This is a genomic window from Viridibacillus sp. FSL H8-0110 (assembly GCF_038003565.1).
GTDB lineage: Bacteria > Bacillota > Bacilli > Bacillales_A > Planococcaceae > Viridibacillus > Viridibacillus arenosi.
The window spans coordinates 4,250,333-4,276,461 of sequence record NZ_JBBOPJ010000001.1 but is presented as its reverse complement, the minus strand read 5'-3'; the positions used below and the strand labels follow the sequence as shown (position 1 = coordinate 4,276,461).

Annotated in this window: 35 protein-coding genes and 3 rRNA genes; 36 read left to right on the top strand and 2 right to left on the bottom strand. The window is 41.3% G+C overall.

The window, feature by feature from the left end:
• Positions 1-48: 48 nt before the first annotated feature.
• The 32 genes from rpsS (at position 49) to MHH98_RS21025 (ending at position 18,253) form a co-directional block, all read left to right on the top strand.
• Positions 49-330, top strand: coding sequence for a 30S ribosomal protein S19 (rpsS, locus tag MHH98_RS21180; protein ID WP_038179075.1), 282 nt, complete (start codon positions 49-51; stop codon positions 328-330).
• A gap of 21 nt (positions 331-351) precedes the next feature.
• A complete protein-coding gene (rplV, locus tag MHH98_RS21175) occupies positions 352-696 on the top strand; it encodes a 50S ribosomal protein L22 (RefSeq protein WP_038179077.1) in 345 nt (114 codons plus the stop codon).
• A 3-nt stretch (positions 697-699) separates the two neighbouring features.
• On the top strand, positions 700-1,356 hold the full coding sequence (rpsC, locus tag MHH98_RS21170) for a 30S ribosomal protein S3 (protein WP_038179079.1): 657 nt from the start codon (positions 700-702) through the stop codon (positions 1,354-1,356).
• Position 1,357: 1 nt separating this feature from the next.
• Entirely contained in the window at positions 1,358-1,792 is a 435-nt protein-coding gene (gene rplP / locus MHH98_RS21165) for a 50S ribosomal protein L16 (protein ID WP_038179080.1), read from the top strand.
• Positions 1,782-1,982, top strand: a complete 201-nt coding sequence (rpmC, locus tag MHH98_RS21160; protein ID WP_038179082.1) for a 50S ribosomal protein L29 — start codon at positions 1,782-1,784, stop codon at positions 1,980-1,982. Before rplP ends, rpmC begins: the two co-directional genes overlap by 11 nt.
• Positions 1,983-1,999: 17 nt before the next feature.
• Entirely contained in the window at positions 2,000-2,263 is a 264-nt protein-coding gene (rpsQ, locus tag MHH98_RS21155; protein WP_038179084.1) for a 30S ribosomal protein S17, read from the top strand.
• 42 nt (positions 2,264-2,305) lie between these two features.
• Complete coding sequence (gene rplN / locus MHH98_RS21150) at positions 2,306-2,674, top strand: 50S ribosomal protein L14 (protein WP_038179086.1); 369 nt, start codon at positions 2,306-2,308, stop codon at positions 2,672-2,674.
• 36 nt (positions 2,675-2,710) lie between these two features.
• Positions 2,711-3,022 (top strand): 50S ribosomal protein L24, encoded by a 312-nt coding sequence (gene rplX / locus MHH98_RS21145; RefSeq protein WP_038179088.1) that lies wholly within the window; start codon positions 2,711-2,713, stop codon positions 3,020-3,022.
• A gap of 26 nt (positions 3,023-3,048) precedes the next feature.
• Complete coding sequence (gene rplE, locus MHH98_RS21140; protein WP_038179089.1) at positions 3,049-3,588, top strand: 50S ribosomal protein L5; 540 nt, start codon at positions 3,049-3,051, stop codon at positions 3,586-3,588.
• A 21-nt stretch (positions 3,589-3,609) separates the two neighbouring features.
• Positions 3,610-3,795, top strand: a complete 186-nt coding sequence (gene rpsN, locus MHH98_RS21135; protein WP_008406949.1) for a 30S ribosomal protein S14 — start codon at positions 3,610-3,612, stop codon at positions 3,793-3,795.
• Positions 3,796-3,824: 29 nt separating this feature from the next.
• Positions 3,825-4,223 (top strand): 30S ribosomal protein S8, encoded by a 399-nt coding sequence (gene rpsH / locus MHH98_RS21130; protein ID WP_038179093.1) that lies wholly within the window; start codon positions 3,825-3,827, stop codon positions 4,221-4,223.
• 31 nt (positions 4,224-4,254) lie between these two features.
• On the top strand, positions 4,255-4,794 hold the full coding sequence (rplF, locus tag MHH98_RS21125; protein WP_038179095.1) for a 50S ribosomal protein L6: 540 nt from the start codon (positions 4,255-4,257) through the stop codon (positions 4,792-4,794).
• Positions 4,795-4,827: 33 nt separating this feature from the next.
• Positions 4,828-5,187, top strand: a complete 360-nt coding sequence (rplR, locus tag MHH98_RS21120) for a 50S ribosomal protein L18 (protein WP_038179097.1) — start codon at positions 4,828-4,830, stop codon at positions 5,185-5,187.
• Positions 5,188-5,208: 21 nt separating this feature from the next.
• Positions 5,209-5,709 (top strand): 30S ribosomal protein S5, encoded by a 501-nt coding sequence (rpsE, locus tag MHH98_RS21115; RefSeq protein ID WP_038179099.1) that lies wholly within the window; start codon positions 5,209-5,211, stop codon positions 5,707-5,709.
• A 13-nt stretch (positions 5,710-5,722) separates the two neighbouring features.
• A complete protein-coding gene (gene rpmD, locus MHH98_RS21110; protein WP_038179101.1) occupies positions 5,723-5,905 on the top strand; it encodes a 50S ribosomal protein L30 in 183 nt (60 codons plus the stop codon).
• A gap of 33 nt (positions 5,906-5,938) precedes the next feature.
• Positions 5,939-6,379 carry a 50S ribosomal protein L15 gene (gene rplO, locus MHH98_RS21105; protein WP_038179103.1) on the top strand — a complete coding sequence of 147 codons (441 nt, stop codon included), beginning with the start codon at positions 5,939-5,941 and terminating at the stop codon, positions 6,377-6,379.
• Positions 6,379-7,665 carry a preprotein translocase subunit SecY gene (secY, locus tag MHH98_RS21100; protein ID WP_038179104.1) on the top strand — a complete coding sequence of 429 codons (1,287 nt, stop codon included), beginning with the start codon at positions 6,379-6,381 and terminating at the stop codon, positions 7,663-7,665. Before rplO ends, secY begins: the two co-directional genes overlap by 1 nt.
• A 66-nt stretch (positions 7,666-7,731) precedes the next feature.
• On the top strand, positions 7,732-8,385 hold the full coding sequence (locus tag MHH98_RS21095; protein WP_038179106.1) for an adenylate kinase: 654 nt from the start codon (positions 7,732-7,734) through the stop codon (positions 8,383-8,385).
• A gap of 457 nt (positions 8,386-8,842) precedes the next feature.
• Positions 8,843-9,061, top strand: coding sequence for a translation initiation factor IF-1 (infA, locus tag MHH98_RS21090; protein ID WP_038179110.1), 219 nt, complete (start codon positions 8,843-8,845; stop codon positions 9,059-9,061).
• 37 nt (positions 9,062-9,098) lie between these two features.
• On the top strand, positions 9,099-9,212 hold the full coding sequence (rpmJ, locus tag MHH98_RS21085; RefSeq protein ID WP_000868344.1) for a 50S ribosomal protein L36: 114 nt from the start codon (positions 9,099-9,101) through the stop codon (positions 9,210-9,212).
• 23 nt (positions 9,213-9,235) lie between these two features.
• Positions 9,236-9,601, top strand: a complete 366-nt coding sequence (rpsM, locus tag MHH98_RS21080) for a 30S ribosomal protein S13 (RefSeq protein ID WP_038179120.1) — start codon at positions 9,236-9,238, stop codon at positions 9,599-9,601.
• A gap of 25 nt (positions 9,602-9,626) precedes the next feature.
• Positions 9,627-10,016 carry a 30S ribosomal protein S11 gene (rpsK, locus tag MHH98_RS21075; protein ID WP_038179122.1) on the top strand — a complete coding sequence of 130 codons (390 nt, stop codon included), beginning with the start codon at positions 9,627-9,629 and terminating at the stop codon, positions 10,014-10,016.
• 140 nt (positions 10,017-10,156) lie between these two features.
• Positions 10,157-11,101 (top strand): DNA-directed RNA polymerase subunit alpha, encoded by a 945-nt coding sequence (locus MHH98_RS21070; protein WP_038179123.1) that lies wholly within the window; start codon positions 10,157-10,159, stop codon positions 11,099-11,101.
• A gap of 54 nt (positions 11,102-11,155) precedes the next feature.
• Positions 11,156-11,536, top strand: a complete 381-nt coding sequence (rplQ, locus tag MHH98_RS21065; RefSeq protein ID WP_038179125.1) for a 50S ribosomal protein L17 — start codon at positions 11,156-11,158, stop codon at positions 11,534-11,536.
• A gap of 420 nt (positions 11,537-11,956) precedes the next feature.
• On the top strand, positions 11,957-12,802 hold the full coding sequence (locus tag MHH98_RS21060; RefSeq protein WP_038179127.1) for an energy-coupling factor ABC transporter ATP-binding protein: 846 nt from the start codon (positions 11,957-11,959) through the stop codon (positions 12,800-12,802).
• Positions 12,778-13,650 carry an energy-coupling factor ABC transporter ATP-binding protein gene (locus MHH98_RS21055; protein ID WP_076034957.1) on the top strand — a complete coding sequence of 291 codons (873 nt, stop codon included), beginning with the start codon at positions 12,778-12,780 and terminating at the stop codon, positions 13,648-13,650. Before MHH98_RS21060 ends, MHH98_RS21055 begins: the two co-directional genes overlap by 25 nt.
• Entirely contained in the window at positions 13,647-14,444 is a 798-nt protein-coding gene (locus MHH98_RS21050; RefSeq protein WP_038179130.1) for an energy-coupling factor transporter transmembrane component T family protein, read from the top strand. Before MHH98_RS21055 ends, MHH98_RS21050 begins: the two co-directional genes overlap by 4 nt.
• A 22-nt stretch (positions 14,445-14,466) precedes the next feature.
• Positions 14,467-15,216: a tRNA pseudouridine(38-40) synthase TruA gene (truA, locus tag MHH98_RS21045; RefSeq protein WP_038179132.1), complete on the top strand. Its 750-nt coding sequence runs from the start codon at positions 14,467-14,469 to the stop codon at positions 15,214-15,216.
• 172 nt (positions 15,217-15,388) lie between these two features.
• Positions 15,389-15,826, top strand: a complete 438-nt coding sequence (rplM, locus tag MHH98_RS21040; protein WP_038179134.1) for a 50S ribosomal protein L13 — start codon at positions 15,389-15,391, stop codon at positions 15,824-15,826.
• Positions 15,827-15,847: 21 nt separating this feature from the next.
• Complete coding sequence (gene rpsI / locus MHH98_RS21035; protein ID WP_038179136.1) at positions 15,848-16,240, top strand: 30S ribosomal protein S9; 393 nt, start codon at positions 15,848-15,850, stop codon at positions 16,238-16,240.
• Between the two features lie 158 nt (positions 16,241-16,398).
• Positions 16,399-17,112, top strand: coding sequence for an N-acetylmuramoyl-L-alanine amidase (locus MHH98_RS21030; RefSeq protein WP_038179138.1), 714 nt, complete (start codon positions 16,399-16,401; stop codon positions 17,110-17,112).
• Between the two features lie 79 nt (positions 17,113-17,191).
• Complete coding sequence (locus tag MHH98_RS21025; RefSeq protein WP_038179140.1) at positions 17,192-18,253, top strand: Mrp/NBP35 family ATP-binding protein; 1,062 nt, start codon at positions 17,192-17,194, stop codon at positions 18,251-18,253.
• 58 nt (positions 18,254-18,311) lie between these two features.
• Here the strand turns inward: MHH98_RS21025 and gerD are convergent, their stop codons facing one another.
• Positions 18,312-18,911, bottom strand: a complete 600-nt coding sequence (gerD, locus tag MHH98_RS21020) for a spore germination lipoprotein GerD (RefSeq protein ID WP_038179142.1) — start codon at positions 18,909-18,911, stop codon at positions 18,312-18,314.
• A gap of 150 nt (positions 18,912-19,061) precedes the next feature.
• On the opposite strand from gerD, the gene MHH98_RS21015 reads away from it, so the two are divergent.
• Positions 19,062-19,742 carry a KinB-signaling pathway activation protein gene (locus tag MHH98_RS21015; protein WP_038179191.1) on the top strand — a complete coding sequence of 227 codons (681 nt, stop codon included), beginning with the start codon at positions 19,062-19,064 and terminating at the stop codon, positions 19,740-19,742.
• Positions 19,743-19,911: 169 nt separating this feature from the next.
• On the opposite strand, the gene MHH98_RS21010 is transcribed toward MHH98_RS21015, so the two are convergent.
• Positions 19,912-20,565, bottom strand: a complete 654-nt coding sequence (locus tag MHH98_RS21010) for a hypothetical protein (RefSeq protein ID WP_038179144.1) — start codon at positions 20,563-20,565, stop codon at positions 19,912-19,914.
• Between the two features lie 262 nt (positions 20,566-20,827).
• Here MHH98_RS21010 and MHH98_RS21005 point away from each other — a divergent pair.
• The 3 genes from MHH98_RS21005 (at position 20,828) to rrf (ending at position 25,673) form a co-directional block, all read left to right on the top strand.
• Positions 20,828-22,380: ribosomal RNA gene (locus MHH98_RS21005) — 16S ribosomal RNA — on the top strand.
• A 184-nt stretch (positions 22,381-22,564) separates the two neighbouring features.
• Positions 22,565-25,494 (top strand): 23S ribosomal RNA (locus MHH98_RS21000).
• A gap of 63 nt (positions 25,495-25,557) precedes the next feature.
• Positions 25,558-25,673, top strand: a 5S ribosomal RNA gene (gene rrf, locus MHH98_RS20995).
• Together the 16S, 23S and 5S rRNA genes form the textbook arrangement of a ribosomal RNA operon.
• The last annotated feature ends 456 nt before the right edge of the window (positions 25,674-26,129 follow it).

Below are 26,129 nucleotides of genomic sequence, written 5' to 3'. Positions count from 1 at the left end.
GCGGTTCGTTGAAAGAACCGTAGTGGGATCACGGAGGGAGGCTCCAATATGGGTCGCAGCTTGAAAAAAGGACCTTTTGTAGATGACCACTTAATGAAAAAAGTGGAAGCACAAGAGGCTTCTGAGAAAAAACAAGTTATCAAGACTTGGTCTCGCCGTTCTACTATCTTCCCGAACTTTATCGGACTAACTATCGCTGTATATGATGGACGTAAACATGTTCCTGTATACGTGACTGAAGATATGGTAGGTCATAAACTAGGTGAGTTCGCACCAACACGCACATATAAAGGTCATGGTGCAGATGATAAGAAAACATCAGTACGCTAATATGAGGGGAGGTAAATCCTGATGCAAGAAGCTAAAGCTATTGCTCGCACAGTTCGCATTGCTCCTCGTAAAGTCCGCTTAGTGGTTGATTTAATCCGAGGCAAGCAAATTGGCGAAGCGGTTGCAATTTTACGTCACACTCCAAGAGCAGCGTCTCCTGTAGTTGAAAAAGTACTAAAATCTGCAGTTGCAAATGCTGAACATAACTATGATTTAGATGTAAATAACCTAGTTATTTCAGAAGTATTCGTTGATGAAGGTCCAACGTTAAAACGTTTCCGTCCACGCGCACAAGGACGTGCAAGCGCAATTAACAAACGTACAAGCCACATTACTCTAGTGGTATCTGAGAAGAAGGAGGGATAATACGTGGGTCAAAAAGTACATCCAATAGGATTACGTGTTGGTGTCATTCGTGATTGGGAATCTAGATGGTACGCTGAAAAAGAGTACGCTACTTTACTTCATGAAGACATTAAAGTACGTAAATACATTGAAACAAGCTTAAAAGAAGCTTCAGTTTCTAAAGTAGAAATCGAACGCGCTGCAAACCGTGTTAATATTACAATTCACACTGCGAAACCAGGTATGGTTATTGGTAAGGGCGGTACTGAAGTGGAATCACTTCGTAAAAACCTTGGCAAAATCACTGGTAAACGCGTTCACATCAATATTGTTGAAATCAAACGTGCGGATCTTGACGCTAAATTGGTTGCAGAAAACATTGCTCGCCAATTAGAAAACCGTGTATCATTCCGTCGTGCACAAAAACAAACTATTCAACGCACAATGCGTGCAGGCGCTAAAGGGATTAAAACTCAAGTATCTGGTCGTCTAGGCGGCGCTGATATTGCGCGTGCTGAACATTATAGTGAAGGAACTGTTCCGCTTCATACTCTTCGTGCTGACATTGATTATGCTCATGCAGAAGCTGACACTACTTATGGTAAATTAGGTGTTAAAGTATGGATCTACCGCGGTGAAGTCCTTCCAGTGAAGAAGAACTCTGAGGAAGGAGGCAAATAATATGTTATTGCCAAAACGCGTAAAATACCGTCGTGTACACCGCGGAAAAATGCGTGGAGAAGCGAAAGGCGGTAAAGAAATTGCATTCGGCGAATTCGGTTTACAAGCAACTGAAGCTAGCTGGATCACTAACCGTCAAATCGAAGCTGCACGTATCGCGATGACTCGTTACATGAAACGTGGCGGTAAAGTTTGGATTAAAATCTTCCCACATAAACCATATACGAAAAAGCCTCTAGAAGTGCGTATGGGTTCAGGTAAAGGTGCTCCTGAAGGATGGGTAGCAGTAGTTAAACCAGGAAAAATTATGTTCGAAATCGGAGGCGTTTCTGAGGAAATCTCTCGTGAAGCACTTCGTTTAGCATCTCATAAGCTTCCTGTGAAATGTAAGATCGTTAAACGTGAAGAAATTGGTGGTGAATCTAATGAAAGCTAATGAAATCCGTGAACTTACAACAGCAGAAATCGAAACTAAAGTAAAATCACTGAAAGAAGAGCTTTTTAACCTTCGCTTCCAATTGGCGACTGGTCAATTAGAAAACACAGCTCGCATCCGCGAAGTACGCAAAGCAATTGCGCGTATGAAAACTGTGATTCGTGAAAGAGAAATCAGTGCAAATAACTGATAAAGGAGGTTTGCAGCATGACTGAGCGTAACCAACGCAAAGTTTACACTGGCCGCGTAGTTTCAGATAAAATGGATAAAACTATCTCAGTTTTAATTGAAACTCACAAAAAGCATAAGCTTTATGGCAAACGTGTAAAATACTCTAAGAAATTCAAGGCGCATGATGAAAACAACGAAGCAAAAGTTGGAGATATCGTCCGCATTATGGAAACTCGTCCGCTATCAGCTACTAAACGTTTCCGTTTGGTTGAAGTAGTAGAAAAAGCGGTTATTATCTAATTAAATTTCGGAACTAACAACGTCCGAAGGGAGGTAACCTAAGTGATCCAACAAGAAACCCGTTTAAAAGTTGCTGACAACTCAGGTGCGAAAGAAGTATTAACTATCAAAGTACTTGGTGGTTCTGGACGTAAAACTGCGAACATCGGTGATGTAATCGTATGTACTGTCAAGAAAGCAACACCAGGTGGCGTTGTCAAGAAGGGTGAAGTAGTTAAAGCTGTAATCGTTCGTACGAAAAGCGGCGTTCGTCGTAAAGACGGTACTTACATCAAATTCGATGAGAACGCATGTGTAATCATCAAAGATGACAAATCACCACGCGGAACTCGTATTTTCGGACCTGTAGCACGTGAATTACGTGACAACAGCTTCATGAAAATCGTATCTTTAGCTCCGGAAGTTCTTTAATTTTCATGAAAGTGCCAATCAAGGAGGTGCGACAGAATGCATGTTAAAAAAGGCGACAAGGTAAAGGTTATTTCAGGTAAAGAAAAAGGCAAAACAGGTGTAATTCTTGCTGCTTTCCCTAAAAATGATCGTGTACTAGTTGAAGGTGTAAACATCGTCAAAAAACACGTGAAACCTAACCAAGTTAACCCACAAGGTGGAATTGTCAGCCAAGAGGCAGCAATTCACGTTTCGAACGTAATGCTAATCGATCCAAAATCTGGCGAGCCGACTCGCGTAGGTTATAAAATCGAAGATGGCAAAAAAGTTCGTGTAGCAAAAAAATCAGGTGCAGTAATCGATAAATAAGTTATAGAGAAGGGAGGTACAAACACATGAGCCGCCTAAAAGAAAAATTTGTAAACGAGGTTTCACCTGCTCTTATGAGCAAGTTTGAATATACATCAGTTATGCAAGTTCCTAAAGTTGACAAAATCGTTATTAACATGGGTGTTGGTGACGCAGTTCAAAACTCTAAAGTTCTTGACTCAGCTGTTGAAGAATTAGCATTAATTACAGGTCAAAAACCTGTTATTACTAAAGCTAAAAAATCTATCGCAGGTTTCCGTCTTCGTGAAGGAATGCCAATCGGTGCGAAAGTTACATTACGCGGTGAGCGTATGTATGACTTCTTGGATAAACTAATCGCTGTTTCTCTTCCACGTGTACGTGACTTCCGTGGTGTTTCTAAAAAAGCATTTGACGGTCGCGGTAACTATACTCTTGGTATTAAAGAGCAATTAATCTTCCCAGAAATCGACTACGATAAAGTTTCTAAAGTACGCGGTATGGATATCGTTATCGTAACTACTGCGAACTCTGATGAAGAAGCTCGCGAGTTACTAACTCAATTCGGTATGCCGTTCCAAAAGTAATAAAACAAGGAGGGCGAAAACGTGGCTAAAAAATCAATGATCGTTAAACAACAACGCACGCAAAAGTTTAAAGTGCAAGAATACACTCGTTGTGAACGCTGTGGGCGTCCACACTCTGTATACCGCAAATTTAAACTTTGCCGTATTTGTTTCCGAGAACTTGCATATAAGGGACAAATTCCTGGCGTGAAAAAAGCCAGCTGGTAATCCCCTAATTTGGGAAGGAGGTAAATGTAATGACAATGACAGATCCGATTGCAGATATGCTTACACGCATTCGTAATGCTAACATGGTCCGTCACGAGAAATTAGAGGTTCCGGCTTCTAATATCAAAAAAGAGATCGCTGAAATTCTTAAGCGTGAAGGTTTTGTACGTGACGTTGAGTATGTAGAAGATGACAAACAAGGTATCATCCGTATCTTCTTAAAATATGGCCAAGAAAACGAACGTGTTATTACAGGATTAAAACGTATTTCTAAACCAGGTTTACGCGTTTATGCGAAAACTAACGAAGTACCTAAAGTGTTGAACGGACTAGGAATCGCTTTAGTTTCAACTTCAAACGGTTTATTAACTGATAAAGAAGCTCGCGCTAAACAAGTTGGCGGAGAAATCTTAGCTTACGTTTGGTAATTAGCAACAAAAGAATGGAGGTGCAACATAAATGTCTCGCGTAGGTAAAAAACCAATCGAGGTACCTGCTACTGTAACTGTAACTGTCGCTGCTGACAACACAGTAACTGTTAAAGGACCAAAAGGTGAACTTGTTCGCTCTTTTAACAAAGATATGAAAATTGAACAAGAAGGTAACGTGATTACAGTATCTCGTCCTTCTGAGTCAAAAGACCACCGTACTAACCATGGTACAACTCGTGCTCTTTTAGCAAACATGATTACTGGTGTTTCTGAAGGATTTGAACGTGCACTTGAATTAGTTGGTGTAGGTTACCGTGCTCAATTACAAGGAACTAAACTTGTATTGAACGTAGGTTACTCACATCCTGTTGAGTTCACACCTGAAGAGGGAGTAACTGTAGAAGTTCCTTCAAACACTAAAGTTATCGTTAAAGGGATTAGCAAAGAACGTGTTGGAGCACTTGCTTCTAACATTCGTCAAGTGCGTCCACCAGAGCCTTATAAAGGTAAAGGGATCCGTTATGAAGGCGAATTCGTTCGTCGTAAAGAAGGTAAAACAGGTAAATAATGCTGCTTAAAGCATTAGAAAGGAGTGACCTCTGTGATTACGAAACAAGATAAGAATCAAGTTCGTAAAAAACGTCATGCGCGCGTGCGTTCTAAAATTACTGGTACTGCTGAATGTCCACGTTTAAACGTATTCCGTTCAAACAAACACATTTACGCACAAATTATCGATGATTCTAAAGGCCTAACACTAGTAAGTGCTTCAACTATGGATAAAGAGTTTGAAGGAACTGCTGGTAACTTAGAAGCTGCTACAAAAATCGGTGAAACTATCGCTAAAGGCGCTGCGGAAAAAAACATCAAAGCTGTTGTATTTGACCGTGGTGGTTACTTATATCATGGACGTGTTAAAGCTTTAGCTGAAGCTGCACGTGCAAATGGTTTAGAATTTTAATAAGAAGGAGGTACACATTTCATGAGTCGCATTGACGCAAACAAACTAGAACTTGAAGAACGCGTTGTTACGATCAACCGCGTTGCTAAAGTTGTTAAAGGTGGACGTCGTTTCCGCTTCACTGCACTAGTAGTGGTTGGAGACCGTAATGGCCATGTTGGTTTCGGTACAGGTAAAGCTCAGGAAGTACCTGATGCAATTCGCAAAGCAGTAGAAGATGCGAAGAAAAACTTGATCGAAGTTCCACGTGTTGGTGGTACAACACCACACTTAATCATGGGTCGCTTCGGTGCAGGTAACATCATGATTAAACCTGCTGCTCCTGGTACAGGAGTTATCGCTGGTGGACCAGTTCGTGCTGTATTAGAGCTTGCTGGTATCACTGATATTCTTTCAAAATCACTTGGTTCAAATACGCCAATTAACATGGTTCGCGCTACTGTTAGAGGTTTATCTGAACTTAAACATGCTGAAGAAGTTGCAAAACTTCGCGGTAAATCAGTAGAAGAACTATTAGGTTAAGGGGGGAAATAATATGTCAACTAAACTACAAATTACCCTTACTAAAAGTTTAATCGGTACTAAACCTGCTCAACGTAAAACAATCGAAGCGCTTGGCTTACGTAAAGTAAATCATACTGTTGAACATCCAGATAATGTGGCTGTTCGCGGTGCGATCACAAAAGTAGCACATTTAGTTACTGTTACAGAGATTTAATTCAAAAATCAATAACAAGGAGGTGCCACCCAAATGAAACTTCATGAGTTAGAACCAGCTTTAGGTTCACGTAAAGAACGTAACCGCGTAGGTCGTGGTATCGGTTCTGGTAACGGTAAAACTTCTGGTAGAGGGCATAAAGGTCAAAAAGCTCGTTCTGGCGGCGGCGTTCGTCCAGGATTTGAAGGCGGTCAAAACCCATTGTTCCGTCGTTTACCTAAACGTGGATTTACGAACATTAATCGTAAAGAATACGCTATCGTAAACCTTGACGCTTTAAATCGTTTTGAAGACGGCACAGAAGTAACACCAGCTTTATTAATTGAAACTGGTGTTGTGAGCAACGAGAAAGCTGGAATCAAAGTTCTAGGTAATGGAACTCTTGAGAAAAAGCTTACTGTTAAAGCTCATAAATTCTCAGGTTCTGCTAAAGAAGCAATTGAGAATGCTGGCGGACAAATCGAGGTGATTTAATGTTTCAAACAATCTCTAACTTTATGCGCGTGAGAGATATTAGAAATAAAATCATTTTCACTCTTTTGATGTTGGTCGTATTCCGTCTTGGAACGTTTATACCGGTACCAAACGTCGACGCTAATGTATTAAAAGCCACTGATCAATATAGTTTAGTTGGTTTTTTAAATACATTTGGTGGGGGAGCTTTGTCAAACTTCTCGATTTTTGCTATGGGTATAATGCCATACATTACGGCTTCAATTATAGTTCAGCTATTGCAAATGGATGTTGTCCAAAAGTTCACCGAGTGGTCAAAACAAGGTGAAGTTGGTCGACGTAAAATCGCTCAATTTACACGTTACTTCGCAATTATCCTTGCATTTATTCAATCAATCGCAATGTCTTACGGTTTTAACCGTATGTACGGCGGTTCATTGATTAAAGATGAGGGTGTTATGACGTACTTAACAATTGCGATTGTGTTAACTGCTGGTACTGCATTTTTACTTTGGTTAGGTGAGCAAATTACTGAAAAAGGTGTTGGGAATGGTATTTCCATTATCATCTTCGCAGGTATCGTAGCTGCATTGCCAAACACTGTGAATCAAATTTATGCTTCACAATTCGAGAATGCGGGAGAGCAATTATTCATCCGTATAATCGTGATGGCTCTTATTGTATTGGCCGCTCTTGCGATTGTTGTAGGTGTCATTTACGTTCAACAAGCGTTGCGTAAAATTCCTATTCAATATGCAAAACGTGCTGGTGCTCAAAGAGGTGCACAACAATCTCATTTACCATTGAAAGTAAATGCGGCTGGGGTTATCCCAGTAATCTTTGCTGTTGCGTTTATCGTAACGCCAAGAACAATTGCAACTTTCTTTGGAGATAATAAAGCAACTCAGTTCATTGAAAGAACGTTCGATTATTCTCAACCAGTTGGGATGATCATTTATGTAGCGTTAATTGTTGCGTTTGCATATTTCTATGCGTTCGTTCAAGTGAATCCTGAAAAAGTTGCAGATAATTTGAAAAAGCAAGGTGCCTATATTCCGGGTATTCGCCCAGGTAAAAGCACTCAAGATTATCTAACAACTGTTTTATATCGCTTAACGTTTGTAGGTGCGATCTTCTTGTCGCTTGTTGCGATTCTTCCAATCATTTTCATTAATGTTGCGAAGCTTCCATCATCGGCACAAATTGGCGGTACTAGTCTACTAATCGTTGTCGGTGTTGCACTGGAAACGATGAAACAATTAGAATCACAACTTGTGAAACGCCACTACAAAGGTTTCATGAAATAATGTTGGTTTCTAGGGACGATTTTCGTTCCTTGAACCTTCACAATAACTTGAGGGGGCTCTCTCCGTATGAATATCGTTTTGATGGGTTTGCCTGGTGCTGGTAAAGGCACTCAAGCAGATAAAATTGTTGAGAAGTACGCAATCCCTCATATTTCTACAGGCGATATGTTCCGTGCAGCTATTAAAGGTGGTACGGAATTAGGTCTTTTAGCGAAATCGTTTATTGATAAAGGTGCACTTGTACCAGATGAAGTAACGATTGGTATCGTTCGCGAGCGCTTAAGCCAACCTGATTGTGATCAAGGCTTCCTACTAGATGGTTTTCCACGTACTATTGAACAAGCTGATGCGTTAGATAATATTTTATCTGATCTTGGTAAGAAAATAGAATATGTAGTAAATATTCAAGTAGAACAAGAAGAGTTGATTAAACGTTTAACAGGTCGTCGTATCTGTAAAGTATGTGGCTCTGCTTATCACTTAGTGTTTAATCCTTCTAAAGAGGAAGGCATTTGTGATAAAGACGGAGGAGAACTTTATCAAAGAGCTGACGATAATCCAGAAACGGTTTCTAATCGCCTGGAAGTGAATATCAAACAAACACAACCTTTACTTGATTTTTATCAAGATAAAAACGTGTTAACAAATATCAACGGACAGCAAGATATCTCAGATGTTTTTGCTGACGTAGATGCTCTATTACAGGGCAGCCGCAACTAATACCCGAATCCCGGGTGCAGATAACTGCCTCCGCGGGGAGTATGCGGTAGCAACGGAAATGTATTTTCGAGAGCTGCAAAAGCATATTGTGCCCGGTCTATGCACTGATGAATTAGATGTATCGGTATACGGGATACCCTTTGTCCTTGATGCAATCATAGTTCTGAAAGGGTATAATGGGTTTCGTGGAAGCATCTGTGCAAACGGGTATGGAAGGATCTTATCCAAGGCAATTCCGGATGGTCATGTTGACATGAGGGAAACAAGGTTCAAACGGAAAGTCAATTCCATGGGTTGTAAGAAGCGAAACCTGATGAGCGTCTTTCGAACATCTCTCATACAATCCAAACATATGTTGAGACGAGTCGTTTCTTTCATGAAAGAAAAAAACTTGAAGCAAATTCCGTTTGATTTGAAGATGGGAACCTGAATTGCATATAGAAGGGAGACAGGGTCGATGGCGAAAGACGATGTAATTGAAATCGAAGGCACAGTTGTTGAGACTTTGCCAAACGCGATGTTTAAGGTAGAATTAGAAAATGGTCATACAGTTCTTGCTCATGTATCGGGCAAAATTCGTATGCACTTTATTCGCATCTTGCCTGGAGATAAAGTAACTATTGAGTTATCTCCATATGACTTAACTCGCGGTCGTATCACATACCGTTTTAAATAATCTTTTGCACTCCGGACCACTAAGGAGGTTAGGTTAGATGAAAGTGAGACCATCTGTGAAACCGATCTGCGAAAAATGTAAAGTTATTCGCCGACGCGGTAAAGTAATGGTAATCTGTGAAAATCCTAAACACAAACAAAAACAAGGTTAATTTGAAGGAGGTGCACAACGTATATGGCACGTATTGCTGGTGTTGACATTCCTCGCGACAAACGCGTTGTAATTTCATTAACTTACATTTACGGAGTAGGTAACACTACTGCTAAGCAAGTTCTTGCTGGAGCAGGTGTTTCTGAAAGTACTCGAGTTCGCGATCTTACTGAAGACGAACTTAACAAAATCCGTGAACAATTAGACACTTATAAATTAGAAGGTGATCTTCGTCGTGAGATCTCTCTTAACATTAAACGCTTGATGGAAATCGGATCTTTCCGTGGTATCCGTCACCGTCGCGGTTTACCTGTTCGCGGTCAAAATACGAAGAACAATGCGCGTACGCGTAAAGGTCCTCGTAAAACTGTAGCGAACAAGAAAAAATAATCGGTAAAGGAGGTTTCTTCTTAACATGGCACGTAAACAACAATCTCGTAAACGTCGTGTGAAAAAGAATATCGAATCTGGTATTGCTCACATCCGTTCTACATTTAATAATACAATTGTAACCATCACTGACATGCAAGGTAACGCTGTTTCTTGGTCAAGTGCAGGTGCTTTAGGATTCCGTGGTTCTCGTAAATCAACTCCTTTTGCTGCACAAATGGCTGCTGAAACTGCTGCTAAAACATCAATCGAGCATGGTTTAAAAACTTTAGAAGTAACTGTTAAGGGTCCTGGTGCAGGTCGTGAAGCTGCTATTCGTGCACTTCAATCTGCAGGTTTAGACGTTACAGCAATTAAAGATGTAACTCCAGTTCCACATAACGGTTGCCGCCCACCAAAACGTCGTCGTGTATAATTGATGAATCTCAATCTATTGATTGAGAATCTCATTTCTTGTACAAACTGAATTGTGCAGACACATGATTGATTAGACATTCGATTTTATGTAGGAAATAAAAATCATACATTCGATGTTTTGAAGGAGGGTAAATTTGAATGATCGAAATTGAAAAACCAAAGATTGAAACCGTTGAGATCAGCGATGATGCCAAATACGGCAAGTTTGTTGTAGAACCACTTGAACGTGGATATGGAAACACTTTGGGAAATTCTTTACGTCGTATCCTTCTGTCTTCTTTACCAGGAGCTGCTGTTACTTCAATCCAAATTGACGGCGTACTACACGAATTCTCTACTATTGAGGGCGTTGTAGAAGATGTTGCATCAATTATTTTGAACATTAAAAAGCTAGCTTTAAAAATCTATTCTGATGAAGAAAAAGTCATTGAAATAGATTTCAAAGGTGACGGAGTAGTAACTGCTGCGGATATTACGCATGACAGTGACGTTGAAGTGTTAAACCCAGATCTATATATTGCAACTATTGCTAAAAATGGTCATCTTCGTATGCGTATGTATGCGCAACGTGGACGTGGTTACACTCCTGCTGATCAAAACAAACGCGAGGATCTTCCAATTGGCGTGATCCCGATCGACTCTATTTACACTCCAGTTTCACGCGTCAACTTCCAAGTAGAAAACACTCGTGTTGGACAATCGTCTGATTTCGATAAACTTTCTCTTGATGTATGGACAGATGGTAGCATCGGTCCTAAAGAGGCGATTTCGCTCGGAGCAAAAATATTAACCGAGCACTTAAATATCTTCGTTGGTTTAACAGACGAGGCACAAACTGCTGAAATCATGGTTGAAAAAGAAGAAGACCAAAAAGAAAAAGTCTTAGAGATGACTATCGAAGAGCTTGATCTTTCTGTGCGTTCTTACAACTGTTTAAAACGAGCAGGTATCAACACTGTTCTTGAACTTGCTAACAAGTCTGAGGACGACATGATGAAAGTTCGTAACCTAGGACGTAAATCATTAGAAGAAGTAAAAGCGAAGTTAGAAGAGCTTGGTTTAGGGTTACGCGAAGAAGACTAAGCGAACTTTTATATAAAAGACTGATCAGTTATTGAACAAAGGAGGGAAACATCCATGGGTTACAGAAAACTTGGACGTACAAGTTCTCAACGTAAAGCGATGTTACGCGATTTAGCTACTGACTTAATCATCAATGAGCGCATTGAAACAACAGAAACTCGTGCTAAAGAATTACGTTCGGTTGTTGAGAAAATGATTACTTTAGGCAAACGCGGAGACTTGCATGCTCGTCGTCAAGCAGCTACATTTATTCGTCGTGAATTAGCTACTACAACTGACGCTGAAGGCAATGAATCAACAGTTTACGCTTTGCAAAAATTGTTCGATGATGTAGCACCACGCTACGCTGAACGCCAAGGCGGTTATACACGCATTATGAAAATGGGACCTCGCCGCGGTGACGGTGCGCCTGTAGTTGTGATTGAACTAGTTTAATCATACGATGCGGAGGAGGGTGTTTGGTTCATAGCTATTTGAACTGCACCCTCTTTTTTTAAAAATTAGAATTAAGATTTATACGACAAATTTAAAAGCAGAGTGTTATGATGAGCGGACATAAGTGCCGTCTCGTTTAGCTCTACGCACCTCATTCACTCTTAAGGTCTGAGCAACTTTAAGAACGGAGATACGAAACAAAGCGCATTTCTCTGAATGGGGTGCGCGCTTTTTTATTTAATTTGGAAGAGCCCTAGCTCATGTCCACTAAATATTAGCAATGAAGAGAATCGACTTTCGCCGTTATAAGCAAAAGTCGTATTTTTCTAATCTAGAATCTTTTCAGCTAGTATTCATACATAAAACAGTGTAAGTTAGAGAGAACAGCGGAGCGAAGTTGAGCGAGAGGAGTTTGAGCATATGGATGAAATCTTATCACTGGAACACATCACATTTACATATTCCCCGGATGAACCGGATATTAAGAACGCGGTTGAAGACGTGTCATTTACTGTGCATGAGGGCGAATGGATTGCGATTGTTGGTCACAACGGATCTGGCAAATCAACTATCGCGCGCCTTATGAACGGCTTATTGTTCCCACAAGAAGGAACGATTAAGGTTTTGAATCAGTCATTAACAGAAGAAAATCTTTGGGATATAAGATCTCAAATGGGTATGGTATTCCAAAATCCTGATAATCAGTTTGTTGGAGCGACTGTACAGGATGATGTTGCTTTCGCACTTGAAAACAACGGTATACCATATGAAGAAATGGTTAAACGTGTACATGAGGCATTGAAACAGGTAAAGATGGATCAGTTTTTAAATCATGAGCCACAGCATCTATCAGGTGGTCAAAAGCAACGTGTGGCAATTGCAGGTGCACTTGCACTAAAACCGAGATTACTGATTTTGGATGAAGCGACATCAATGCTCGATCCTCAAGGTCGTGCTGAAGTACTTGCTACTGTACAAGCATTACGTGAAGAGACTGGTTTAACGGTCCTATCAATTACACATGATTTAGAAGAAGCTATATTAGCTGATCGTATGTTATTTATGAATGGTGGCAAGAAATTTGCTGAAGGAACACCATCTGAAATTTTCGCTTTAGGCGACCAATTAGTAGAGCTTGGATTAGATTTACCATTTGCTATGAAGCTAACAAAGCTTTTGAAACAAAATGGTGTAAAGCTTCTAGGCGAGCACATGACAGAAGAAGAGCTGGTGAATGACTTATGGACATCCAACTTCAAAAAGTAAGTTATGCTTATGCACAGGGAACGCCATTTGAAAAGAGAGCGTTATTTGATGTTGAATTGGCTATTCCTTCAGGTAGCTATCAAGCAATTATAGGTCATACAGGATCAGGGAAGTCTACGATTTTACAGCATCTAAATGCCCTTTTAAAACCTACAGAAGGTACTATACAAATCGGAGACAAGACTATTACAGCTGGTAAAAAGACGAAGGATTTAAAACCGGTTCGTCAAAAAGTAGGGATTGTATTTCAGTTTCCCGAACATCAGTTATTTGAAGAAACGGTTTTAAAAGATATTATTTTCGGTCCGATGAACTTTGGTATCTCTGAAGACGAAGCGACAAAACGTGCGCAGCAACTAATCGAGCTCGTAGGTTTACCACTTACGGTACTTGATAAATCACCATTTGATTTATCTGGTGGTCAAATGCGAAGAGCTGCTATTGCAGGGGTACTTGCTATGGAACCGGAAGTAATTGTCCTTGATGAGCCAACCGCTGGACTTGATCCTCGAGGTCGTAAAGAAATTATGGATTTATTCCTACAACTACACAAGGAAAGAAATTTAACGACAATCCTTGTGACACATAGTATGGAAGATGCGGCACGTTATGCAGATCGAATTGCAATAATGCATGAAGGGAAATGTGTATTAACAGGAAATCCAGAAGAAATCTTCGGTAATGCTAAGCAATTGGCAGCTTATCGACTAGAGCCTCCACGTATTGTACGTTTCCAGAGAGAATTTGAAGAGAAGGTCGGTCGCAAGTTACCAACGCTTTGTCTAACGGAAGAAGAGCTCGCATCAGCGATTGCGGAAGCTGTTCGAGAGGAGCGTGCGGGTCAATGATGGAGAAAATGATTTTTGGCCGCTTTATGCCAGGGGATTCCTTCGTGCATAAATTAGATCCTCGCTCGAAATTATTATTTGTATTCGCATTTATCATTATCGTATTTTTAGCGAACAATCCTGTGACGTATGCAGCTCTCTTTGTGTTTACACTACTTGTTATTTTTGTTTCGCGGATTAAATTATACTTCTTAATAAATGGCTTGAAGCCGGTTATTATATTAATGGCATTTACATTCTTACTTCATATTTTCTTCACGAAGGAAGGTGAACTGCTTTATCACTGGAAGTTTATCAGTATATATGAAGAAGGTTTGAAGCAAGGTATTTTCATTTCTATTAGATTTTTAGTATTAGTCTTTATGACATCCATTTTGACGCTAACAACTTCACCGATTTCAATTACAGATGGATTAGAAGTTCTATTGAATCCATTCAAAAAATTAAAATTACCTGTACATGAGTTAGCTCTAATGATGTCAATATCGCTTCGCTTCATCCCTACACTAATGGATGAGACAGATAAGATTATGAAGGCACAAATGGCGCGTGGATCTGATCTTAGTACAGGACCAATTAAAGAACGTGTTAAAGCCGTAGTACCATTGTTAGTACCACTCTTCGTTAGTGCATTTAAGCGTGCGGAGGATTTGGCAACAGCAATGGAAGTACGTGGTTATCGAGGCGGAGAAGGACGGACACGCTATCGCCAGCTGAAGTGGGATAGTAAGGATACATTAGCGATCCTGTTACTTGTAGCTATGACAGCATTATTAATAATCCTTCGTAGTTAATGAATGAGGAGACTGCATAACGATGAAAAGAAGAATGAAAGCTACAATCACATATGATGGAACGAATTTCTCAGGTTACCAAGTGCAACCTGAGAAACGTACAGTGCAAGAAGAGCTTCAGAAAGTACTTACCGTCATGCATAAAAATGAGATTGTCCAGGTGACAGCAAGTGGGAGAACAGATGCTAAGGTGCATGCAACAGGCCAAGTAATCCATTTTGATACGACACTGTCCATTCCTCTTGATCGTTATGCACAAGCATTAAACGTTCAATTGCCGAGAGACATCCGAATTGTTCAAATAGAAGAGGTGTCTAATGACTTTCACGCGAGGTTTAGCGTCCATGGTAAGCGATATCGCTATATCTGGTCGTGTGAAGCCGTACAGAGCCCTTTTAGACGTTTTTATGCGACACCTTCCAATGGTGTAAAGCCAAATGTTATGGCTATGCAAGAAGCAGCACAGTATATTCTAGGGACACATGATTTTTCGTGCTTTTGTGCAGCCAATACAAGTGTGAAAGATAAAGTGCGTACTGTTGCAAAGTTAGACTTTGAATGGCATGGTGAGGAATTGCATATGACAATTGAAGGAAATGGCTTTTTGTATAATATGGTGCGAATTATTGCAGGTACTTTATGGGAAGTCGGAATTGGTAAACGCCAAGCTGATGAACTTGCCTCAATTATTGCTTCAATGAATCGAGGAAATGCCGGTAAAACCGCGCCACCACACGGATTGTACTTAGAATCTGTGTTCTATAACGACTGAAGCAACATCACCAGGTGTTTTTGGTTAAGCACTTGACAAAAGTTGTTATTCGTTATAATATGACATATGGTATTTTCATTACCCCACTCGATAAGCCCCGAATCTTATAGTGTTGTGGATAAAGAAAACAATTGGAACAGAAAATAGAAACAATTAGTAGGAGGATACTAACATGCGTACAACATTCATGGCTAAAGGTCACGAAGTAGAGCGTAAATGGTTAGTAGTTGATGCAGAAGGCAAAACTCTTGGTCGTTTAGCTTCTGAAGTAGCTGCTATCTTACGCGGTAAACATAAAGCAATTTTCACACCAAACGTTGACACTGGGGATCACGTAATCCTTATCAACGCTGGTAAAATCGAATTAACAGGTAAAAAATTACAAGATAAAATTTATTACCGTCACACTCAATTTGCAGGTGGTTTAAAAACTCGTACTGCAGGTGAAATGAAAGAAAAATATCCAAAACAAATGCTAGAATTAGCTATCAAAGGGATGCTTCCTAAAAACTCTTTAGGTCGTCAAATGTTCACTAAACTTCACGTATACGCTGGAGCAGAACACCCACACGCAGCACAAAAACCAGAAGCATATGAGCTTCGCGGATAATCATTAGAGGAGGAAATACCCTTGGCACAAGTTCAATATATCGGCACAGGTCGTCGTAAAAGTTCTGTAGCTCGCGTACGTTTAGTACCAGGCGAAGGAAATATCGTTATTAACAACCGCGACGTTGAAAACTACGTCCCATTCGCTGCTTTACGCGAAATTATTAAACAACCATTAGTAGCAACTGAAACAGTTGGAAGCTACGACATTCACGTTAACGTGAATGGTGGTGGATACACAGGTCAAGCTGGCGCAATCCGTCACGGTATTGCACGTGCATTACTAACAGTTGATCCTGATTTCCGTCCAGCACTTAAATCAGCAGGTCTACTTACTCGTGACCCACGTATGAAAGAACGTAAGAAGCCAGGTCTTCGCGGCGCTCGTCGTGCACCTCAATTCTCAAAACGTTAATCATTCGTTTATGCGAATTCAAACCGTCCCATTTTTATGGGGCGGTTTTTTGTTTTAAAATACAAGAAGTTATATATAAATGATATTTATACGCTTATCAATACGACATATCGTCCAATCTTATGGCATATATTAATGCAAAAGGGCGGTGTCGTTATTTGAAGCGGTGGCTTATTTTAGGGACAATTTTACTTTGTTGTATACTATTTGTTGTATATGGAGTAAAAGCATCAGATCGGGGATTTTTCATCTCAGAAACTCTTGGTGGAGTGAAAATAGTAGTAGATGCTGGGCATGGCGGGATAGATGGCGGTGCATCTACGGCGGATATTATTGAAAAAGATATCACACTTGCCATTGCGCAAAAGGTAGAGAAGAAGTTAAAGAAAAAAGGTGCGACTGTATTTATGACTCGTACTAAAAATGGTGATGTTATTGCCGAACATGCTTCAGATCAAAGTTACAACACATTGCGTGAACGTAAAAGAGAAGACATTTTTTTAAGAGAACGACTTGTAGCTAAGCAAAAACCGGATCTCTTTATAAGTATTCATGCTAACGCAATTCCAGAAACGAAGTGGAGAGGTGCACAGGTATTCTATCATGCAAATGGGCATCCCGGTGGTGAGTTTTTGGCAAAAGAAATTCAGTCTTCTATTCGAGAGAATTTGAAGAATACAAAACGAGAAGCGCTGTCTATTAAGCAAGTATATTTATTGAAAAAAGCTACGATGCCTTCTGCACTTATAGAGACAGGCTTTCTCAGTAATCCAGAAGAACAAAAATTACTTACATCACCGAATTACCAAGATCAAATGGCAGATGCAATTGTCCAAGGAATTGAGCAATACTTTGAGATTAATATTGAATAAAGCAACTCGTAGACCTAATTCATACCCTTTGTGATATACTAAAATTCGAAAAAAGATATTTACTAGAGGAGTGTCTATTGTGATTAATGAACAACAAGTCCGTGAATTAGTCGGAGAACTAAAAGATCCTTTTTTACATAAAACATTAGCAGAAACAAACGGTATTACGAATGTCTCAATAAAAGAAGAAAAAAACCATGTAAGTGTGAAAGTGGCGATTGCTAAAACTGGTACACCAGAACAAATGCAATTACAAATGCAAGTTGTAGATGCATTGAAAAACGCTGGAGTGGAAACTGTAGGTATTCGTTTTGAAGAACTTCCTCAAGAAATTTTAGAACAATTTCGTGGTACAGCTACAAGAGCAGAAGCTCAAGATGTATTATCTCCACTTAATAATGTTAAATTCATTTCAATCGCTTCAGGTAAAGGCGGTGTAGGTAAATCAACAGTATCAGTTAACCTTGCTGTAGCTCTTGCACGTCTTGGCAAAAAAGTCGGCCTAATTGACGCTGATATCTATGGTTTCAGTGTGCCTGATATGATGGGTGTACAGACAATGCCAGTGGTAGAAGAAAACCGTATTATTCCGGTTGATCGCTTAGGTGTGAAAATGATTTCTATGGGCTTCTTTGTTGAAGATAATGCACCGGTAGTATGGCGCGGACCAATGCTTGGAAAAGTATTAGACCAATTCTTCCGCGATGTAGAGTGGGGCGAGCTTGACTACTTACTATTGGACTTACCTCCAGGTACAGGGGATATTGCACTTGATATTCACCAAATGCTACCTGAATCAAATGAAATCGTTGTGACAACGCCACATCCTACTGCAGCGTTTGTAGCAGCTCGAGCAGGCGCAATGGCAATTAAAACTGATCATAACATCCTTGGTGTTATTGAAAATATGTCTTGGTTCCAATCAAAAGTATCTGGCGAACGTGAATTCGTCTTCGGCGAAGGCGGCGGTCCTAAATTGGCTGAAGAACTTCGCACAGAATTACTTGGTCAGATTCCATTAGGTCAACCTGACTGGAATGATGTTGATTTTGCACCATCTGTTTATGCAAAAAATCATTCTACAGGTCAAATTTATCTTGATATCGCTCGTAACGTAATTGGAAAATTAGAAGAAAAATAATTACAAAAAGAAGCGGGACCCTATAAAAGGTCCCGCTTCTTTTTGTTAATCATTACTGTCATTGTTTCTGTTTATCGCCACTGGACTCATCGCCACTTTTACCACCCTTTGATTTCTCTCCACCACCACCTGATTCACCGGCAGATTGAATCAGTTTGAGCCATTTTTCTTGTAGAAGTGGGCTTTCAATTGTTTCAGCAATAATTTTTTCTAAATTTTCTTTTGAATTTGCTGATTTTAAAATCTTCTCGAGCTGTTTTTGCATATCGGGCTGACCAAAAAATTGTTCAAGATCTTTTTGGAATGAAGCATCTTTAATTAAGTCCTTCATAACGCCTTCTTGTTCCTTCTTCATACTTTTAGCAAATGTTTCACGGAATTTTGGATCTTCAAACTGTTTCTTCCAATATTCTTCAGATTTTTTGGATAGCAATGTTTCCTCAATTGCTTTTTTTACTTCTTCATTTTCCAATATAACTAAATCCCGAAAGCTGTTATCTTCTAGAAGCTGTCGTATTGCTTTTTTGCCATCTTCAGATTGCAGTGCATCGAGCATTATTTTCTTTACTTCATCATAGGACTGTGTATTTTGTTGGTTTGCAGAACAACCTGCCAAGAAAACGATGAAGCAAAATGAAAAGACGATCCTTTTGGCCATTCTAATCCCTCACTTTCTTCATATTGCTTTCAATTATTGTTCACAATTAACGAAGTAATATGTATTGATTTGCAGGAGAAATAGATTTTTTGCGGATTCGTTGTTAGAATGAAACAAGAAATTGTTTTTATAAACGGAGGACTTTTAGTCGTGACGATACGAAATTGGTTTAAATTTTTCTTAAATGCAATGTTGATCGGTGGTTCTATTACAGGAGTTTTTAGTTTATTCATTAGATGGAACGACTTTTATGCTGTGCATTTCTCTAATGGAGAATGGGCAGAGTTCTTTTCAGGAATTATTTGGTTTGTTATTTTAGGTTTTACAATGAGTGTTATTGCGCAAATGGGGTTCTTTGCATATTTAACTGTGCATCAAATTGGAGTGAACATTTTCCGTTCTTTAACATTATGGAATTGGGTACAAATGCTAATTATAGTTGTTACGTTAGTTGATTTGGTATTGTTACGCTTCAAACCATATGCTCATACTGCTCAAGATTGGCTCTTGTATATAGTTTTATTGCTTGTCTTATTGGCAGGATCAATTGCAACAGCTATTCAAAAGACAAGGCTAACAAAGAAACACGTTCTCATTCCAGCCTTATTTTTTATGATTGTTGTAACCACTCTAGAATGGTTAATCGCGTTATGGGTACGTACTGACGGTGGTGATGAATACGTAACGTTATTACTATTCCCGCTTTTAGCAGTTAATGCTTTCCAATTGTTGGTTTTGCCGAAGTATAATGCAAAGTCAGATGAAGATCGATTAAAACTGGAAGAGCGTCGTAAAGCACGTCGATTAGCCGAAGCATCTAAAGTGAAGTAATAAGTAAAGTGATGTCCTTGTATAGATGGACATCACTTTTTTTGTGAAAAAACATTAGTATTGGACTAATAGTATTGAAACGTCATAACATGCTTTGTTTTTTAAAATTAGTGAATCATAGACAGTGTTAAGTAATAATTATCCCTATCTCTTGTGAATGAAGACTCTCTTAAGGGAACTTCTTATCCTTTACTTCGTAGCCAAAGATTGTCTTTTCTAAAGTAGAAAATTCGTATTTAGCGCGCAATTCATCAATTTTTTTAAAACTTATACGTTCTTCTTGATGCATAGGAGCAGTAATAATATCTCCTTTTACAAGTATAGGTAGTTTATCGGTCGACCATACTTTAGTAGATCCGAGCATATTAATTTGTTCTTGCCATAAATGTTGACGCATATCACTAGGGAATAGTTGGTCCTTTGTTCTAAACCATAATGGCTTTACGCCAAAATGCTTTTCATAAATAGCGATTTCTTCCTCCAAGGCCAGTAGGTTACTTTCATAATATGTGCTTTCTTTTCCTAATAATCCAGTTGGAATCTTTTTCTCTTTAATTAATTGTAAAATCGCAGGGGAACGATTAATCCAATCCTTATCTAATAGTAATAGAGGATAAGGGGGAGACAAAACCTTTACCCATTGCTCCAGTTCCTGATCTCCGAATGAAACATCAATTGTTAACGTTTGACCATAAGTACCTTTTGCAATTACATCTGGACCATCTGTTACATTAAAAACTTCTAAAAGTTTCTCTTTCGTAGGTATAAGTAATAAAAAAACAACCAAAATAAAACTACTAAAAATGATAGTTTTCCGCATCATATCAACGCTCCCACTCATTTTTTATTATCACTAAAAAAATCCCCTATTACTTTTTTATGATAATGTGTTGACAATAATGCAAAAAGGATGATAAGATATGGAAGTCGTCAAAACAACACGACAAAATGAACCTTGAAAACTGAACATGCAAGACGTTAATCAATAAATGTTTTTGAACATCAACTCTGTTGGTGGATCAAAACAAAAATAGATATCATCTTCGGATGATACGCTAGCAAAGCTAATGAGCTTTCAAACTACTTTTATGGAGAGTTTGATCCTGGCTCAGGACGAACGCTGGCGGCGTGCCTAATACATGCAAGTCGAGCGAATGATGAAGAAGCTTGCTTCTTCTGATTTAGCGGCGGACGGGTGAGTAACACGTGGGCAACCTACCTAGTAGATTGGGATAACTCCGGGAAACCGGGGCTAATACCGAATAATCCATTTTGTCACATGGCAAAATGCTGAAAGGCGGTTTCGGCTGTCACTACTAGATGGGCCCGCGGTGCATTAGCTAGTTGGTGGGGTAACGGCCTACCAAGGCAACGATGCATAGCCGACCTGAGAGGGTGATCGGCCACATTGGGACTGAGACACGGCCCAAACTCCTACGGGAGGCAGCAGTAGGGAATCTTCCACAATGGACGAAAGTCTGATGGAGCAACGCCGCGTGAGTGATGAAGGTTTTCGGATCGTAAAACTCTGTTGTAAGGGAAGAACAAGTACGTTAGTAACTGAACGTACCTTGACGGTACCTTATTAGAAAGCCACGGCTAACTACGTGCCAGCAGCCGCGGTAATACGTAGGTGGCAAGCGTTGTCCGGATTTATTGGGCGTAAAGCGCGCGCAGGTGGTTTCTTAAGTCTGATGTGAAAGCCCACGGCTCAACCGTGGAGGGTCATTGGAAACTGGGAGACTTGAGTGCAGAAGAGGAAAGTGGAATTCCAAGTGTAGCGGTGAAATGCGTAGAGATTTGGAGGAACACCAGTGGCGAAGGCGACTTTCTGGTCTGTAACTGACACTGAGGCGCGAAAGCGTGGGGAGCAAACAGGATTAGATACCCTGGTAGTCCACGCCGTAAACGATGAGTGCTAAGTGTTAGGGGGTTTCCGCCCCTTAGTGCTGCAGCTAACGCATTAAGCACTCCGCCTGGGGAGTACGGCCGCAAGGTTGAAACTCAAAGGAATTGACGGGGGCCCGCACAAGCGGTGGAGCATGTGGTTTAATTCGAAGCAACGCGAAGAACCTTACCAGGTCTTGACATCCCAATGACCGCTCTAGAGATAGAGTTTTCCCTTCGGGGACATTGGTGACAGGTGGTGCATGGTTGTCGTCAGCTCGTGTCGTGAGATGTTGGGTTAAGTCCCGCAACGAGCGCAACCCTTGATCTTAGTTGCCATCATTTAGTTGGGCACTCTAAGGTGACTGCCGGTGACAAACCGGAGGAAGGTGGGGATGACGTCAAATCATCATGCCCCTTATGACCTGGGCTACACACGTGCTACAATGGACGATACAAAGAGTCGCTAACTCGCGAGGGTATGCTAATCTCATAAAATCGTTCTCAGTTCGGATTGTAGGCTGCAACTCGCCTACATGAAGCCGGAATCGCTAGTAATCGTGGATCAGCATGCCACGGTGAATACGTTCCCGGGCCTTGTACACACCGCCCGTCACACCACGAGAGTTTGTAACACCCGAAGTCGGTGAGGTAACCTTTATGGAGCCAGCCGCCGAAGGTGGGATAGATGATTGGGGTGAAGTCGTAACAAGGTAGCCGTATCGGAAGGTGCGGCTGGATCACCTCCTTTCTAAGGATAATTACGGAAACAGATCTTGGATCTGTCGATTAACGTCTTGCGTTCAGTTTTGAAGGCTCATTGTAAAATGATCTTCAAAACCTTGTTCTTTGAAAACTGGATAAAACGACATTGAAGCAAATTAAGTAACACATTTTTTATTATTAAGTTTTTTAGGCTTAATAACTAACTTTTAGGTTAAGTTATTAAGGGCGCATGGCGGATGCCTTGGCACTAGGAGCCGAAGAAGGACGGCACTAACACCGATATGCTTCGGGGAGCTGTAAGTGAGCTTTGATCCGGAGATTTCCGAATGGGGGAACCCACTGTTCGTAATGGAGCAGTATCTTGACGTGAATACATAGCGTCTTGATGGCAGACCCAGGGAACTGAAACATCTAAGTACCTGGAGGAAGAGAAAGAAAAATCGATTCCCTGAGTAGCGGCGAGCGAAACGGGAATAGCCCAAACCAAGAGGCTTGCCTCTTGGGGTTGTAGGACACTCTATATGGAGTTACAAAGGAATGAGTTAAACGAAGCGGTCTGGAAAGGCCCGCCAGAGCAGGTAACAGCCCTGTAGTTGAAAGTTCATTCTCTCTTGAGTGTATCCTGAGTACGGCGGAACACGTGAAATTCCGTCGGAATCTGGGAGGACCATCTCCCAAGGCTAAATACTACCTAGTGACCGATAGTGAACCAGTACCGTGAGGGAAAGGTGAAAAGCACCCCGGAAGGGGAGTGAAATAGATCCTGAAACCATGTGCCTACAAGTAGTTAGAGCCCGTTAATGGGTGATAGCGTGCCTTTTGTAGAATGAACCGGCGAGTTACGATTACATGCGAGGTTAAGTTTTAGAAGACGGAGCCGCAGCGAAAGCGAGTCTGAATAGGGCGAATGAGTATGTGGTTGTAGACCCGAAACCAGGTGATCTACCCATGTCCAGGGTGAAGGTAAGGTAACACTTACTGGAGGCCCGAACCCACGTACGTTGAAAAGTGCGGGGATGAGGTGTGGGTAGCGGAGAAATTCCAATCGAACCTGGAGATAGCTGGTTCTCTCCGAAATAGCTTTAGGGCTAGCCTCGTGATAAAGAATCCTGGAGGTAGAGCACTGTTTGAACTAGGGGTCCATCCCGGATTACCGAATTCAGACAAACTCCGAATGCCAGTGATTTATGCACGGGAGTCAGACTGCGAGTGATAAGATCCGTAGTCAAGAGGGAAACAGCCCAGACCACCAGCTAAGGTCCCAAAGTAATTGTTAAGTGGAAAAGGATGTGACGTTGCTTAGACAACCAGGATGTTGGCTCAGAAGCAGCCATCATTTAAAGAGTGCGTAATAGCTCACTGGTCGAGTGACGCTGCGCCGAAAATGTATCGGGGCTAAACAATTCACCGAAGCTGTGGATGGACATCTTAGATGTCCGTGGTAGGAGAGCGTTCTAAGTGCTGTGAAGTCAGACCGGAAGGACTGGTGGAGCGCTTAGAAGTGAGAATGCCGGTATGAGTAGCGAAAGACGGGTGAGAATCCCGTCCACCGAATGACTAAGGTTTCCTGAGGAAGGCTCGTCCGCTCAGGGTTAGTCGGGACCTAAGCCGAGGCCGATAGGCGTAGGCGATGGACAACAGGTTGATATTCCTGTACCACCTATTTACCATTTGAGCAATGGGGGGACGCAGTAGGATAGGGTAAGCATGCTGTTGGTTATGCATGTTCAAGCAGTGAGGCGTGAAATGAGGCAAATCCCATTTCTATAACGTTGAGCTGTGATGACGAGGACGTATGTCCGGAGTTCCTGATTTCACACTGCCAAGAAAAGCCTCTAGCGAGGTAAAAGGTGCCCGTACCGCAAACCGACACAGGTAGTCGAGGAGAGAATCCTAAGGTGTGCGAGAGAACTCTCGTTAAGGAACTCGGCAAAATGACCCCGTAACTTCGGGAGAAGGGGTGCTCTAGTAGGGTGAAAGCCCGAGAGAGCCGCAGTGAATAGGCCCAGGCGACTGTTTAGCAAAAACACAGGTCTCTGCAAAACCGTAAGGTGACGTATAGGGGCTGACGCCTGCCCGGTGCTGGAAGGTTAAGAGGAGTGCTTAGCGCAAGCGAAGGTGCGAATTGAAGCCCCAGTAAACGGCGGCCGTAACTATAACGGTCCTAAGGTAGCGAAATTCCTTGTCGGGTAAGTTCCGACCCGCACGAAAGGCGTAACGATCTGGGCACTGTCTCAACGAGAGACTCGGTGAAATTATAGTACCTGTGAAGATGCAGGTTACCCGCGACAGGACGGAAAGACCCCGTGGAGCTTTACTGTAGCCTGATATTGAATTTTGATACATCTTGTACAGGATAGGTAGGAGCCAGAGATTCCGGAGCGCCAGCTTCGGAGGAGGCGTTGGTGGGATACTACCCTAGATGTATTGAACTTCTAACCCATGCCCCTTAGCGGGGTAGGAGACAGTGTCAGGCGGGCAGTTTGACTGGGGCGGTCGCCTCCTAAAGAGTAACGGAGGCGCCCAAAGGTTCCCTCAGAATGGTTGGAAATCATTCGTAGAGTGTAAAGGCATAAGGGAGCTTGACTGCGAGACCTACAAGTCGAGCAGGGTCGAAAGACGGGCTTAGTGATCCGGTGGTTCCGCATGGAAGGGCCATCGCTCAACGGATAAAAGCTACCCCGGGGATAACAGGCTTATCTCCCCCAAGAGTCCACATCGACGGGGAGGTTTGGCACCTCGATGTCGGCTCATCGCATCCTGGGGCTGTAGTCGGTCCCAAGGGTTGGGCTGTTCGCCCATTAAAGCGGTACGCGAGCTGGGTTCAGAACGTCGTGAGACAGTTCGGTCCCTATCCGTCGTGGGCGTAGGAAATTTGAGAGGAGCTGTCCTTAGTACGAGAGGACCGGGATGGACACACCGCTGGTGTACCAGTTGTTCTGCCAAGGGCATCGCTGGGTAGCTATGTGTGGACGGGATAAGTGCTGAAAGCATCTAAGCATGAAGCCCCCCTCAAGATGAGATTTCCCATTACGCAAGTAAGTAAGATCCCTCAAAGACGATGAGGTAGATAGGTTCGAGGTGGAAGTGTGGCGACATACGGAGCTGACGAATACTAATAGATCGAGGACTTAACCAAATTTTACTTAACAAACTTCAATGTAATTTATCCAGTTTTGAGAGAACAAGTTCTCTAATATAGTCTAGTGATGATGGCAAAGAGGTCACACCCGTTCCCATGCCGAACACGGAAGTTAAGCTCTTTAGCGCCGATGGTAGTTGGGGGTTTCCCCCTGTGAGAGTAGGACGTTGCTAGGCACATGAAAGCACAGCTGATTTAATCAGTTGTGCTTTTTTTGTATAAAATTATTTTAATGCTTTAACATCAAATAGTTGGGTGACTAAAAACCTTATTTATATTTAATGAGGAATACATCTTTTACTTCAAATCGTTTCAAAATTTTAAAGCCGAACGCATTTCGTTTAAGCACTTTCAGGGAGTTAGCTTATTAAAGCCGGGCTATTTTCTTTAGATTGACCAAACCATGTACAAAAGTGTTTATTATTCATGAGCTCTAGAGACATATCGGTATACCTCTTTAGATACCAAATCATTTAGTTTACTTTACTTTCTCTTTTATAAAAGACATTGTGTAGTTTTTGTATTTCTTTTAATCATAGGGATTGCATTTTTTTGTGTACAACGGGGAATAGAATTCATTCCCTAATAGATACAAGGACAATAAAGATATTTCTCTGTGATAATTAAAGGTT